General features: G+C 47.7%; 14 protein-coding genes and 2 pseudogenes. 12 read left to right on the top strand and 4 right to left on the bottom strand.

Annotated elements, in window-relative coordinates:
• Positions 1-243, bottom strand: a pseudogene (locus FC99_RS14330) (RNA-guided endonuclease TnpB family protein); the annotation flags it as partial.
• 443 nt (positions 244-686) lie between these two features.
• On the opposite strand from FC99_RS14330, the gene FC99_RS13475 reads away from it, so the two are divergent.
• The gene (locus FC99_RS13475; RefSeq protein WP_048736042.1) at positions 687-1,385 is read left to right on the top strand and encodes a hypothetical protein; all 699 of its coding nucleotides are present in this window, start codon (positions 687-689) and stop codon (positions 1,383-1,385) included.
• 155 nt (positions 1,386-1,540) lie between these two features.
• Here FC99_RS13475 and FC99_RS13470 read toward each other — a convergent pair whose 3' ends face one another.
• Both FC99_RS13470 and FC99_RS13465 read right to left on the bottom strand, forming a co-directional pair.
• On the bottom strand, positions 1,541-1,867 hold the full coding sequence (locus FC99_RS13470) for a type II toxin-antitoxin system PemK/MazF family toxin (protein WP_048736041.1): 327 nt from the start codon (positions 1,865-1,867) through the stop codon (positions 1,541-1,543).
• Positions 1,867-2,085 (bottom strand): AbrB/MazE/SpoVT family DNA-binding domain-containing protein, encoded by a 219-nt coding sequence (locus FC99_RS13465; protein ID WP_048736040.1) that lies wholly within the window; start codon positions 2,083-2,085, stop codon positions 1,867-1,869. Before FC99_RS13465 ends, FC99_RS13470 begins: the two co-directional genes overlap by 1 nt.
• Positions 2,086-2,431: 346 nt before the next feature.
• Between FC99_RS13465 and FC99_RS13460 the strand changes: the two genes are divergently transcribed.
• The 10 genes from FC99_RS13460 (at position 2,432) to FC99_RS13415 (ending at position 10,772) form a co-directional block, all read left to right on the top strand.
• Entirely contained in the window at positions 2,432-3,292 is an 861-nt protein-coding gene (locus FC99_RS13460; RefSeq protein ID WP_048736039.1) for an ABC transporter ATP-binding protein, read from the top strand.
• Between the two features lies 1 nt (position 3,293).
• Positions 3,294-4,169 carry an ABC transporter permease gene (locus tag FC99_RS13455; RefSeq protein ID WP_048736038.1) on the top strand — a complete coding sequence of 292 codons (876 nt, stop codon included), beginning with the start codon at positions 3,294-3,296 and terminating at the stop codon, positions 4,167-4,169.
• 19 nt (positions 4,170-4,188) lie between these two features.
• Entirely contained in the window at positions 4,189-4,644 is a 456-nt protein-coding gene (locus tag FC99_RS13450) for a response regulator transcription factor (RefSeq protein ID WP_048736037.1), read from the top strand.
• An 11-nt stretch (positions 4,645-4,655) separates the two neighbouring features.
• Positions 4,656-5,051: a DUF3021 domain-containing protein gene (locus FC99_RS13445; protein WP_048736036.1), complete on the top strand. Its 396-nt coding sequence runs from the start codon at positions 4,656-4,658 to the stop codon at positions 5,049-5,051.
• 25 nt (positions 5,052-5,076) lie between these two features.
• On the top strand, positions 5,077-5,364 hold the full coding sequence (locus FC99_RS13440; RefSeq protein WP_048736035.1) for an ArsR/SmtB family transcription factor: 288 nt from the start codon (positions 5,077-5,079) through the stop codon (positions 5,362-5,364).
• A 138-nt stretch (positions 5,365-5,502) separates the two neighbouring features.
• Positions 5,503-6,888 (top strand): MFS transporter, encoded by a 1,386-nt coding sequence (locus tag FC99_RS13435; protein WP_048736034.1) that lies wholly within the window; start codon positions 5,503-5,505, stop codon positions 6,886-6,888.
• A gap of 318 nt (positions 6,889-7,206) precedes the next feature.
• Positions 7,207-7,848, top strand: coding sequence for a TetR/AcrR family transcriptional regulator (locus tag FC99_RS13430; protein WP_048736033.1), 642 nt, complete (start codon positions 7,207-7,209; stop codon positions 7,846-7,848).
• Between the two features lie 132 nt (positions 7,849-7,980).
• Complete coding sequence (locus tag FC99_RS13425; protein ID WP_048736032.1) at positions 7,981-9,273, top strand: YhgE/Pip domain-containing protein; 1,293 nt, start codon at positions 7,981-7,983, stop codon at positions 9,271-9,273.
• 185 nt (positions 9,274-9,458) lie between these two features.
• A complete protein-coding gene (locus FC99_RS13420; protein ID WP_048736031.1) occupies positions 9,459-9,737 on the top strand; it encodes an AbrB/MazE/SpoVT family DNA-binding domain-containing protein in 279 nt (92 codons plus the stop codon).
• Positions 9,738-9,932: 195 nt separating this feature from the next.
• Positions 9,933-10,772, top strand: a complete 840-nt coding sequence (locus tag FC99_RS13415) for an alpha/beta hydrolase (RefSeq protein ID WP_053083563.1) — start codon at positions 9,933-9,935, stop codon at positions 10,770-10,772.
• 237 nt (positions 10,773-11,009) lie between these two features.
• Here FC99_RS13415 and FC99_RS13410 read toward each other — a convergent pair whose 3' ends face one another.
• The gene (locus FC99_RS13410) at positions 11,010-11,540 is read right to left on the bottom strand and encodes a TetR/AcrR family transcriptional regulator (protein ID WP_048736029.1); all 531 of its coding nucleotides are present in this window, start codon (positions 11,538-11,540) and stop codon (positions 11,010-11,012) included.
• Between the two features lie 91 nt (positions 11,541-11,631).
• Here FC99_RS13410 and FC99_RS13405 point away from each other — a divergent pair.
• Positions 11,632-13,336, top strand: a pseudogene (locus FC99_RS13405) (MFS transporter).
• The last annotated feature ends 479 nt before the right edge of the window (positions 13,337-13,815 follow it).

Genomic DNA, 13,815 nt, shown 5'->3' with positions numbered 1-13,815 from the left:
GCGAGCCACAACCGTCCGAAAAACCGACTGAATCATCTGGCTATTGAGCGGTGATTTCTGCCTGAATTGTTTGTACAGATGGTGATTGATTTTTAAACAGCTTAACTGAAAAGCATTGTCAAAGATCCATTGACTGACAATGTTAGCTAATCGTTGATATTCCTGGCTCATCGCTAGAAATTGTTCTGATTGATCAGTGTCCGGATAGAGTCTCATCTTGATTGTTCGCCCTAATTTAGCCAATGGATACCTCCCCTGTAGATTGGATTAAGTATACCATAATTTAGCTCTCCAGGGGAACGTATGTTTCAAAAGGATTTTAAGTTCTGGCATTCATCCCGCGATTAAAATCGCAGGTTTTCTGCTTAACTTTTAATAAAAGCAACTAATAAAATGCCACCGCGGTTCTGCTGCTAGTCCCGCCCGCTGGGGAACAAGAACTTGTTTTTGTATGGTCGAGTGGATAATCCAAGTAAATCAAATTGTTTAGAATTTGCGTTCACAAGGCACCAAACTTAACGGTTCTGTAACGTTTGATGGGCAAACGTCTTGGCGAGCAAGCAGTCACTCCCCTAAAAGATTGTGCCTTTAGAACATCTTAATATATTACAATCGAAATGCCATTGACACATTTCTGTAACCTGCCTATACTGGTCGTAATCTTTGGAAGAGGGAGTGGGATTATTATGAAAAAATCTTTAGTATTAATGACTGTTTTGGGGTTAGTCGCACCAATGGCATTGGCCGTACCGGCTTCTGCTAAGACTACGACGGCCGTTGCAACGACGGCGAAGGCTAAGCAAGGTAAGACTTACACGATCGTTGGGTCTAGCTTTTTCAAGCAGGCCAAGACGGTGCACACCAAGGATGCTAAGCCCGTTGTTTACAAGGCAGGCATTGCCGCTGACCGGCCAACCATGACGTTGACGGCTAAGGGGAGCCTGAAGGCCGGCACCATTTACAAAATCACCAAGCAAGCGACTTTGAAGCTTAACGCGAAGAAAAACCAAAAGTACAGTTATGTTAAGGGTCAAGGCTGGGTCGTTGCCAGCAAGTTAACGGCCGGCAAGTTTAAGGCCGCTGACGGAATCAAGGCTAAAGCTGTGACCTACACGATCGTTTCGTCTAGCTTCTTCAAGACGGCTAAAACGTTCCATACCAAGGACGCCAAGCCCGTTGTTCACAAGGCTTTCATCGCTGCTGACCGGCCAACTGCTTCCTTGACGGCTAAGGGTCATTTGAAAGCTGGCACCACGTACAAAGTAACGAAGCAATTGAAATTGAAGAATTCAGCCAAGAAGACGCGAACGTTTAGCTACGTTAAGGGTCAAGGTTGGGTATTGAAGAGTGCCTTAACCGGTGGTCAATTCAAGAACGCTGACTAATTGGGGAATTAGTTTTACGCGTCAAGAATGGTCATTGAAGTAAGGGAAGTAAAGCATCGGTCATCCGAGAGGTGGCGGTGCTTTTTTATTTTTGAAAATAAAGAGGCAGAAAATCCGAAATTTAACTCGGATTTTCTACCTCTTGTGTATTGAACTTAAATGAATTGATCAATCGTCGAAATGACATGCGCCCAGGTTACAGGATCACATGTCTCAATAAACTCTAGCTGCCTTTTTTCAAAATCTATTGACCTCAGCTGATGCGTAACAACTTCGCCCTTAATTCTATGGGGTTGTTCGATTGTAATATAAGTTCCAAAAGCACGTTTGGTACTAGTGATCGGACAGATTAGGCAAAAACCAGTCAGTTTATTGAATATTGTTTTGCTGACAATTAGTCCAGGACGTCTCTTTTTTATTTCATGACCAATTGACGGATCAAAATTGATGTAAACTAGGTTTCCTTGTTCAGGAATGTACATTAGTCATCTGCCTCGTCCCATTCCCGGTCTTCCTTAGAGATGCTATCGCGAAAACCAACCCAGCCATTTTCATTGCTAAAGAGATTATCACGTAAAGGGGTCATGACGAATGTGTCACCAATTCTAACAATTTTGTACTTATCGCCGGCTTCGGCATTAAGTTCACTAGGAATAATTGCGCCTACTGAGTTGCCAATTTTACGAATCGTTGTTTCCATAGCCATCACTCCTTAATATATTAAGTTTTAACTAGTATAACTTGATTTAACATCAGAGACAAGGAAAGGACATGTAAATTTTTCGAAACGGGCTATTTATTAATGGTGTGGTTCATTCATCAGAATTATGTCGCAAAATTTTTCAACGGCGAATTTTTTAACCCGCGATTAAAATCGCAGACTTTTTGCTTAGTTTTTAATAAATAGGTTGACTATAGCTTCTTCTAACCCCACTCTTTCACCCGCCCCAGTTTACCACTTACCTAGCAAAAATCGCCACTTAATCCAATTATCGAGACGGCATGGGCACTCGGGGTGTATTCTCCTAGCATAGGAGATGAGGCAGATGCTATTAGAAGCGCAGCACTTAACCAAGACTTTTGGGGACCATGTCGCCGTTAACGCGGTGGACCTGCAGATTGAAAAGGGGAGTTTTACCGCACTACTGGGACCAAACGGCGCGGGCAAGTCGACGACCATGAATATGTTGATTGGCCTGCTGCAACCGACGGCCGGTCAGGTGACCTACGACCATGACCCTAAGCTGGGCGTCGTCTTTCAGGGCAGCGTCTTGGACGACATCTTAACGGTCCGAGAAAATCTACAAATTCGCGCGGGCCAGTACCGCCACGTCCCCGCTGACCGGGTAGCCATTTTAAGCCAGCAACTGGGACTCACCACGTTTATGTCCCAACGTTACGGCACCTTATCCGGTGGGCAACGCCGGCGAGTCGACATCGCCCGGGCCCTGATCAATGAGCCAGATGTTTTATTCTTGGATGAACCCACGACCGGCCTGGATATTCAGACGCGGCTGGCTATCTGGACGCTGATTCAGCGCTTACAACGCAACCGGAACCTGACCGTCATTCTCACCACGCACTACTTGGATGAGGCCGACGCGGCAGACAAGGTCATCATCATCGACCATGGCCGGGTCTTGGCGCAGGGAACGGCGACCGAAATTAAAAATCGCTATGCAGCGGACAAATTGACGCTGATCTCACCGGATGTTGCACAATTGGCGACGCGAGTGACGCAGAAACCACTGCGGCGGACGGCTGACCAACTTATCTTTAGCCTACCAACGATGCAGGCCGCACTCGACATTTTGACAGCAAACCGATCACTGATCAGTAACTTTGAATTTCGGCCGGGCACCATGGATGATGCCTTCTTAGCATTAACGGGAAAGGAGATGCGGTAATATGCTAGCCATGATCAAGCGTAACTTACTATTGTACTTTCGGGATCGCAGTGGGGTCTTCTTTTCACTTTTGGGAGCACTCATCTCGTTTGTTCTGTACCTGGTCTTTCTGAAGAAAAATATGTTGACGAGTTGGCACCAGATGCCTGACGCCAAGGTTCTGCTCGACACTTGGCTGATTGGGGGCACACTGGCCATTACCAGCATCACCACGACTCTCAGTAGCATGGCGTTGATGGTCACAGATAAGGAAAAGCACATTGTGGCCGACTTGGAGTTAACCGATGCCGGTCCAACGCGCTTATTTACCAGCTACTTGCTCAGCGCCGCGGTGATCGGTGCGCTGATGCAGTTGGCGATGTTTGTCATCATGTGGGGTGGCTTTTACCTGACGGATGGCCTGACGCTTTCCGTTACGGCAGTCTTGAACACGTTGGGACTCATGGTCACGAGTTCACTTCTAGCAGTCGTGGTGAATGCAGCAATCGTCCAAGGCATTCACACGGTAGACAGTTTAGGCAAACTGGGGACCATCGTAGGAACCGCGGCGGGTTTCCTGGTAGGCACGTACATCCCCATTGGGACCTTGCCTAACTTCGCGCAGGGTATGGTCAAATTCATCCCCGGAAGCTATGTGGCGGCGCTCTATCGCCAATTCTTGATGGACGACAAACTGAAAACGGCCTTCTCCGGGAATGTAGCGGCTAGAAACACCTTTGATCGATTGATGGGTGTCCGGTTAAACTGGTCGACCTTGTTGACCCAACAGGAAACTTACCTCATAATGGGATTAATCTTTAGCGGTGCCGTTATCCTGGTATTTGGCGTAGAATGGCTACGACTCCAGCGTCGGCGCCGGGTAGTCCGCGAGCAGTAAGTAAAATGGGGGGATTGGCGTGCGGCATAAATTCGAACAGAATCCGGATATCGATCCGGCTGATCCTTTGGTAGTCGTTCAGGCGGCTGCGGAGGGTCCGGAAACAGCGGCGATTTCGGCGTATCTGGACAACTATCAAACTAGTCGCACCGGTATTATTTCCGTTAAAACGCCGGATCGGCTAGTGATGGTGAAAACGGCCACGATTATTCTCGCCGATGTCCAACACGAGACCCTCCTGCTGTATACCACGACGGGCACAATCACCACCCACGAAACGTTGCGACATCTCGTTCAACGGTTGGGCGACTCTAATTTTATCCAGGTTTCCAAGCATGGCGTGTTAAATCTGGACCATCTACAGTCGCTAGAAGACAGTTTTTCTGGGAACATGACCGCCGTTTTAACAACAAACCTCAAGACGGCGGTGAGTCGTAAGTATGTCAAAGAATTAATGAGCCAATTGGGCTTGTAGGAGGGGGAGCTATGACTAAAATACTCAGGTACGTTATCAGAGGTGTGAGTTATGGTGCCGTTGCCTACCTCCTACTGATTGCGTTTCATGTGACGTCCGACACCGTCTCACCAAAAATCGTTGTCAGTCTATTTTTAGCGAGTGGCGCAATTGGCGTTCTCAGCCTGATTTTCGATAGTGATCATGAAGAGGTGGCCTGGCCACTGGCGTTTACCATTCATTTGGTCGGAACGGCGGCGGTGATCTTACTCCTGATGGTGTATAATAACTGGTCGGTTGGCCTCAGCTTTTGGATCGATTTTGTCTTGGTCTACATCGTCATTTGGGTCACTGTTATGCTGAACCAGCGCCTCCGTGTCAGTCAGATTAATCAGGCGTTGAAGCAACGTGCGAAGCATAAGTCGTGAAAATAATTTTGATAGGATAAGTGATATGACACAGCAAATACAGACAACTGAAGCTGAAATTAAGATTTTTAAGGCCCTGGCTGATCCCATTCGGCTAGAGATCATCCGGTATCTGAATCGATTGGACCATGAAGTCTCCTGTGGTGAAATTGGTCAGGCCATGCACATTAGCAAAACGTCCGGGTCATATCATTTTAAAATTTTGCAGGAAGCAGGACTGATCACCACGCACAAGGTGGCCCGTGAAAAATATGTGATGTTAGACCGGTCGACGGTTGACCGGTATCTAACCCATTTCTGGCAAAACTTATAGGTTGTTAGACCAATGAGGAGGAGATCATCAGGATCTTCTCTTTTTTGTTTTTGCCGCTTGCCAGCGATTGGCAGCCATGGTATGTTTACATAGTTCAAAGGTATTTGAACTATGCTTTGACATTAAGGAGACGGAGAAATGACAGGGGAAAAGATCAAGTCGGGGTGGGTACTGGGACTGACATCATTGGGATTCTTTATGGCCATGATGGATGCGATGATCGTTACCACGGCAGCTACCGCAATTCGTGCTGAATTTAAAATTTCAGTTGGCACCTTGCAGTGGGCGTTGAACGCTTATAATATTACGATTGCTGCAGTTTTATTGGTCGGTGTCGCATTAGGGGAACGTTGGGGGCGCCGGCGAGTCTACAATTGGGGCATCTTAATTTTTACAATTGGTTCGGTGCTCTGTGCGCTGGCAACGAGCATTAATTGGTTGATTCTCGCACGAATCGTTGAGGGCATCGGGGCGTCGGTCATGACTCCCATGTCGATGGCTATTCTCACCAACGCTTTACCAACCGGGCAACGTGGCCGTGCCCTAGGGATTTGGAGTGGTATTGGTGGACTGGCTTTAATTGTCGGTCCTTCACTGGGCGGCTTTATCGTGGCCCGGTTGACTTGGCAATGGATTTTCTGGATCAACGTGCCAATTGGCGTTTTGGCCGTTCTCTTATCACGACGTTATTTGCCAGAGAGTCGCGGGGGAAGCGACCCAATCAACCTCATGGATAGCCTATTGATTATCGTTGCCATGGCGGGAACTGTCTGGGCACTTTCGGCAACAACCGACGGCGGTCAGTTATACTGGTCGTTGGCAATTGGCTTGCTGAGTATTGGGTGTGCCGGTTGGTTCATTGTTCGTCAGGCGCATGCAGACTTCCCAATGGTTGACCTCCATCTGTTTCGAGCAAGGGCATTTACTGGTGGTAATCTGGCCACGGCCTGTCTCTACGGATCAATGTACGGGGTCGTATTTTTCCTACCGCAGTACTTACAGGCCAGTCAACATGCGACGGCGTTGACGGCGGGGCTGGAACTCTTACCCTGGACGGGAACGTTGGTTGTTGTGGCCCCATTCGCGGGTCGAGCGGTCGATCGATTTGGAGAACGGTGGGTTGCCACGTTGGGATTGCTGTTGCAAGGCGGGGGCTACTTATTGATCGCGTGGTTCGTTCACCAGAGCTATGCGTGGTTGGTCTTGCCGCTAATGTTGGCTGGTGTTGGATTGTCGATGGCTGGCCCAGCTTTACAGAAGTCGGTGCTCGGTGCGGCTCCACGGGTGATGATTGGCAAGGCCTCCGGTATTTATAACGTTTTTCGCTTACTGGGTGGGGCGTTGGGAACGACGATTGCTGTCATGATCTTTTATCAAGTATCTGGCGAAGGATTTGTCAGTGGTTTTCAAGCGGCGATGCTGGGGAGCGCAGTATTATCGTTACTAGGATTGATCTGGTCGGGGAGCTTACGTACTGGAAAATTAGCAAATTTAGAGCAATCAAGTAAGCAAAGTGAACGATAGTTTCTTGAAATTCGTTGGTATATACAATAACCTGTCTTAATAGGATCTAATTAAGTCTTAGTCAAGTACCGATTATGGTGATTGGGACCAATCACTGGGTAATTTACCGCTCTTTAGTTAATTAAGGAAAAATATGATGGGGCTCAGCTTAGACCTTAAATACTCAAAGGATGATTTTAGGAGAAATTCATATCCTAATTTTATCCTTTTTGTTGTATACAACTAATTGTTTGTAAGGTGATTAACCCAGTCACATGGTCAACCCGGCACTTCGCCATCATTTAGGGTTTAATGGAAATGGAGAGGAGTTGGTCACCCATGACCGATGAAGAAAAATTGCAGCGAATTTACGCCGCGGCGAGTGAATTGTTCATTCAACCAGGGTATCACGAAACGCAGATGCAAATGATTGCGCAGCGGGCGCACGTTGCGGTGGGGACGTTGTACCGGCTGTTCAGTGGGAAAGAGGCCCTATTGGATTATGTGTTTCTGACGACCTTACCGACAACTGAGGGGACGTCATGGTCGACCTATCCCTTACAACCGGTTGATCCGCGGGAGCTGGTGCGGCGGACGGAAGCCGCATATGCTGACTGGAATCACCAACTGGCTGGCCAGCAGACGACTAGCTTTGACCAGCTATTAACGGCCTTATTTACGGCGTTTAAACGATACGGGCGTTACTTCTTGATTCTTGAGCATAATCCGAGCGTGAATCCTGCTCTGACTGCGTTATATCGTCAGCAGCGGCAGGAGATTTATCAGCATGTTGGGGATTTCCTGCAGCAACATCAGCCTGAACTGAATGACCCCCAACGTAACGGTGTCATCGTGGTCGATCTCGTATTCTGGTGGTGTGCCCACAAGCGCTACGACAGCTTTGAAACGGAGATGGCCCGTAATGACGACGAACAAATGTTGATTGTTGTTCGGGAAATGTTGCGGCGTAGCTATCAGTGAGCCCCTTAATTAGCTGACTGGTCAAAATCCCGTGAAATGGCCACTGAAAATTGTGTTTTTGGCGGGAGTGTTTAGACTGGGTGGCAATCGAATGAATGATTCGTTCATTCGATAAAGCAAGGGGGAGAGAATATGAAATCTCATGAATGGTCCTATCTGAAGCATCATCCAGCGGTTTGGCGAATCTTATTAGGCATTTTAGTCATTCCACTATTTTACGCAAGTTTGTTTCTGGCGTCCGTTTGGAATCCGTACGGGGAGCTTCATCACTTGCCAATGGCGGTGGTCGATCAGGATCGGTCCACGCGCACACTGGCTTGGGGGCGGACGGTGTCACGAAAGCTGGTCAAAGACAAGTCACTCCAGTTTCACCGGATGACTGCGGCGAAGGCTCGGCGGGAGTTGAAGGACGGTCGGCTATTTCTGGTCTTGAAGATTCCGGCCAACGCATCGCAAACTCTGAGTCATTTAGCAACGACACCGAAGCAGCTAAAGGTGACCTATGACACCAACGCTGGTCAAAGCACGGTGGCTTCAAAGATGGGGGCGACTGTAATGCAGAAGCTGCAGACGACCCTCAACCAGACGGCAGTTCAAGCCGAATTACAGGCTAGTCAGAATGCAGCACTGACGGTGGGCAAGCGGTTAACGTTAACGGCTAAGCAATTGGATCAGCTGAGTCAGGCTGGTGTGGCCGGTTTACCAGCGACACAAGTTGCCGCGGCAACGCAGAAAATTGTGGCTGGTTTGACACAGGGCGGCGAACAGCTCAGCGAGGTTCGGCGGACAGATCAATTGAAACACTTGGCAATGCCCGTAAAATTAACGCAGCATGACGTGGTGACCGTCGCCAACAACGGAACGGGCATGGCACCGTACTTTATGGCGATTTCGCTATTCGTGGGTTGCATCACGCTCAACATTATTTACGACGCCCGCAAGCGTCACGGGGAATACCGTAACTTTGCGCTGGCCTGGTTGGATAAAATGGGCTTTCTCTGGGGGTTCGTGGTATTAGCGGCGTCCTGCATGTGGCTGGGCGTGCGCTACATCATTGGTTTACGGCCACTGGAACCAGGGGAAACGTACCTATTGAGCTTGCTGATTGTGTTGGCGTTCTTCAGCTTAGTGACCTGTTTTCGGTTATGGTTTGGCCTAACGGGGGCGTGGCTGATGCTACTGTTCATGCTATTTCAGATTGGAGCTTCGGGCGGGACGTACCCGATTGAACTGACCAATCCGTTCTACCGGGCCGTTCACCCGTACTTGCCGATGACCGTTGCGATGGCCGGTTTGCGACATACAATTTCGCTGGGCGGTTCAATTGCGGGTATTAGCTGGATTTTGGCGGGAATCGCGGTCGTCTTTAGCTTAGGGACGTTGGCATACTTTTACTGGCACCGGGCGGACTCGGCGGTGATGTAGTCAAGTAGGTGGATGATAGTCAAAGTCGGAGGTAAATGCCACGCCGGAAACTGCTACCGTTAAAATGATTCAAAAAAATATACGTGGATGGATTTTGTCTATTCAAGTGTCTATACTGTATCATAGCAAAGGTTGGAATTGGCCTCTGATGAGACGGAAAATTCAATGGTAGTGAGGAATTTACGATGGACATTAAAAAAGGTAGCAAAATAATCACAGTTTCCAGCAAGGGACACGTGACTATTCCATTGTATTTTAGAAAAAGAATGCATCTTTCAAGCGGTGATCAGCTGGAAATGACGTTGAGCGATGATGGGCGCTTGATTCTTGAAAAACTACCGTCCAGTTCTGATTGGAAGAAGCTTATCGCGGACATTCCAGTGGAATCAGTGACTATTGATCAAGATGGTTGCTATGACCCTGAAAAATCGCCAAGCTTCGATAAGTGGATGCACGAAGAATAATGATTCATTGGGAAGGTAACACGGTTATTCACTACAAAGACCAGGTCTTGATTCAGATTACCTTGAATCGGGACCTGATCTTTGTAGTAGTCATTGAAAATAAGCCTTGCCTTAGAGTTCACATCAAGGCTTATACTTGGCCCGATAAACTAAGTGGCCGAAAAGTCGTTACTAAAAATGGGGAGAAAATACGAAATGAAAAAGAGATTTTTACTATTCCTGGGAATTGGATTACTTGTTTTAGGCCTCACAGCTTGTGGGACGACCAGTCATCAGTCAACTACAGCGCGTCTGCCGCATGCCAGTAAATACGAACCAACGCTGTTTTTCCACGGGTGGGGCAGTAGTTACCGCGCTGAAGAACAGATGGCCCATTCGTTGGTGAACGCCGGTCTGACGAAGACGATTATGCGCGCAACGGTTTCAAAGCATGGAAAGGTTTCCTTGGCGGGCCAGTTTCGTGAGGGCGATTACCATCCAATCGTAGAGGTGGATTTCAAAGATAGCCGCAATTCGAATCCGCGTCAATGGGGGCGATGGGCCAAGGCAACAGTCGTGACGCTCCAGCAGAAATATCACTTAAAAAAATTTAACGTGGTTGGTCATTCGATGGGTAATATGGCAATTATGTACTACCTGTTGGACAATACATCGAAGCTCCCCAAGATTCAGAAACAGGTTAATATTGCGGGTCATTTCGATGGGATTTTGGGAATGAATGACGAGCCAAATCAGATGAAGCTTGATCATAATGGCAAGCCCGAAAAGATGCAGGCTGATTATAAAACGCTATTACAGTTGCGTAAGACTTATCCTAAGAATCAAATTACGGTGCTGAACGTTTACGGTGATAAAAACGATGGCTCACATTCGGATGGTTCGGTCAGCAATGCCTCTTCCCAATCACTGCGATACCTGGTTTCCAGTCGAGCGAAGTCTTATCGGGAACGGAAGATTGTTGGGCCCAACGCACAGCATAGTAAGTTGCATAACAACATTCAAGTTGACCGACTGCTGATTCGCTTTCTGTGCTAAAAAGTGGTAGTCGAATAATAGAACCAGACTGACTCTCTTAAAATGGATTCTGATTTTTCTAGTAGCCATTAGTTTACCCAAAGTTTGGGCAGCAAATGATTTCGGCCAGAAAAAGTAGAATCCTTTGAATAATTGATTTTCCCGTCATGTCACCTTGAATTGAATGTACGGTTACCTATATTTTCCAAATTGAACGGCCCCATCACGGCAAACAGCCGCGGTGAAGCCGTTTCTTTTTTAACCCAGCGTAAACTGAGCCACCAGTTGTCCTAGGTACTCCGGGGATTCAACAAAACCATGTTTGACCCAGTTGACCGTAATGTTGATGACGGCACCAGAAAAGAACTCTAGATAATAAGGAGCCGTTAACCGCGACGAGTGTTTTTCAATGCGGTCTTGTTTGATGAGCAATTGAAAAACGGTTTGAAATGTTTCCAGCAAGACATCCAATTTACCATTTTTAATCAAGAGACGGTAGGTTTCTGCTTCTGACTTTGTGTTTTCGAAGTAGTGGGTCATCAGCCGAGCGAGATCAACTTGCGGTGTCCGTGGCAATCGGCGTAGGTAGTGGAGCATATTCTGTGTTTGGTATGTCCGAATAATCTGATCAAAATCTTGATAGTGGCGATAGAAATAAGTCCGCGACACTTGGGCCCGCTGACAAAGCTCAGTGATAGAGATATCGGTCAGTGGTTTTTGCATCATCAATTCCAGTAAAGTCTGGTAAATGGCTGCTAAGTTCTGCTGCTTGCGGTCTCGTGGATTCATTAGGTAACACTCTCCCCTTTTCTGTAACCTAAAGCTAGTTTATCGTGGTGGCAGCCGATAAACTAGTAATAACACTTGAGGAGGGGTGAAGATGATGAAAAAATCAATGAAGTTAGTTGGGGTAATGGCCATTGGTATTTTTCTTTGTATTTTAGACACGACGGTGATGAACATTGCGTTGCCGGCGATCCAAACGGGATTATCGACCAGCTTGGAACAGCTCTCATGGGCGCTCAATTTGTATACCATCTTGTTTGCCAGTTTGACGATTCCTTTGGGACGACTAGCAGATATTCATGGTCGCAGCCGGTTTTACATCTTAGGTCTAGCATTATTTTTAGTCGGTTCACTATTTTCTGGATTATCAGCTAATGTGGCGTGGCTAATTGTGGGCCGGGGAATTCAGAGTCTGGGGGCAGCAATCGTCTTCCCAGCCAGCATGACAATTGGCATTCAGAGTGTTCCTATGGAAAAAAGAACCAGCGCGATTGCCACACTGGGCGTCACGCAAGGATTAGCGGCAGCTATGGGGCCAACGATTGGCGGAATCATGACGCAGTTCTTTGGTTGGCGTGGAATATTCTTGATCAATATACCTTTTACCTTGCTCTCACTCGTACTTTGCTGGCGGTTGTTCGACTTACACGAGGGCAAGCAATTAAAGGAACGCTTAGATGTTGCTGGTTCGCTGTTTTCAATGATGATGTTATTCAGCCTAACTCTGTTGTTGGTCAAGGGCAGTGACTGGGGGTGGATGAGCGAGAGATGTCTGGGGCTTGGTCTCCTGAGTATCATTGCGCTAGTTGCTTTTATTGTGGTCGAAGCACATAGCCAACAACCCATGGTGCCACTGGCCTTATTTAAGGAAAAACAGTTTGTCGGGTCAGCAGTTGTGACCGTGATGTCCGGTATCTTTCTGGTTGCGCTATTAGTCTTGATGCCAAGTTTCTTTACGAAGGTGCAAAATAAAGGCGAGCTCCTGGCGGCATTGATGATTAACCCCCGCCTCACTCATGATCTTCATCTGGTCACCCATCAGCGGTTGGCTGTTATCCAAGGTGGGGCCGCGAGCCGTCATTTTGATGGGGAGTCTGTCTATGATTGGGGGTTATGTGATCCTTAGTCAAATGAATCCCGATGTGTATTGGCAGATTTGTGTGGCGGCAATCCTAGTGGGTGCAGGCTATGGCATCGTGATTGGACCGATTACGGTATTGGCGGCCGGCAATTTCACCGGCAACCTGCTAACGGCCTCGCAGAGTGTCATTGGCGTTTTTCGGCAGATTGGGACATCCCTAGCCGTAGCCATCTTTGTGTCAGCACTGTCTGCTAATTTGGTAACGGCGAAGACCAACATCTGGACCTTTGCGCAGAACGGCGTCGAGGCCTTAGCGATGGCAGATAAGGTGAAGAGTGACACGTTGGTTCAGGTAAAGACGCAGTTAGCAACGGAGAAGACACCTAAGCATCAACAGACTACGTTCATCGGTAAGGCGAAAACGCAACGGCTTATCCGCTTAAACTACCAGCAAGCCTTACAGAAAAATAAGCTGACCCAAGCACCAGCTACCATTAAACGGCGTATTCACCGACAGGTTAGTCAGGCCGTGACGGCCCGGGTTGCTCAAGATAATAGGACTTTGACATCCGTGGTTACGAAAATCAGGCGCGAAACCAAGCAACAATTAACCCAGGCCTTCTTACGGCCATATCGATTGGCGCTACCATTTACATTTAGCATGCTGTTGACGGTATTTCTGTTTAGGAAGCGTCAGGATTATCTGAACCGAAACTAAATTTTGGTGGGCGTTTGGGATTGATGACGATCTCAGACGCCTTTTTCTGATCACTGACGTAAGTGTCAAATGGCACGTGCTCAAAGAATCGTTCGCTTCACATTTTGGATGAACAATCTTTTCCTAGCCATTATTTGTGCGTCCATTCACCCAACTGGTTGGGGCTTGTCATCGGGGTGGCGACCTTTGTAGCCCTGTGGTATATCGTCTGGTATCTTCAGAAGCGGTTAGGCGTCAAAAAATACAGGAGCCTTACTTCGTGGAAGATGAGCGAGAAAAGGCTGTTGCATTGCGGGTCCACAATGCCTGCATGGGTAGTTCGTTGACGCGAACTACCAACTGACTGATTAATGTAAGCTTGGTAAGGTCGTCGTGTTGCTATAGAAAGATATGTAAAAATGGTCGGCCTCAATATGGACTGACCATTTTTAGGCTAAATAATTTTAACGATACCATACTGTTAGGAACGGAAGAGCTAA

This window comes from Levilactobacillus koreensis JCM 16448 (assembly GCF_001435525.1).
Classification (GTDB): Bacteria; Bacillota; Bacilli; order Lactobacillales; family Lactobacillaceae; genus Levilactobacillus; species Levilactobacillus koreensis.
This window is presented reverse-complemented; position numbering and strand designations above follow the sequence as displayed.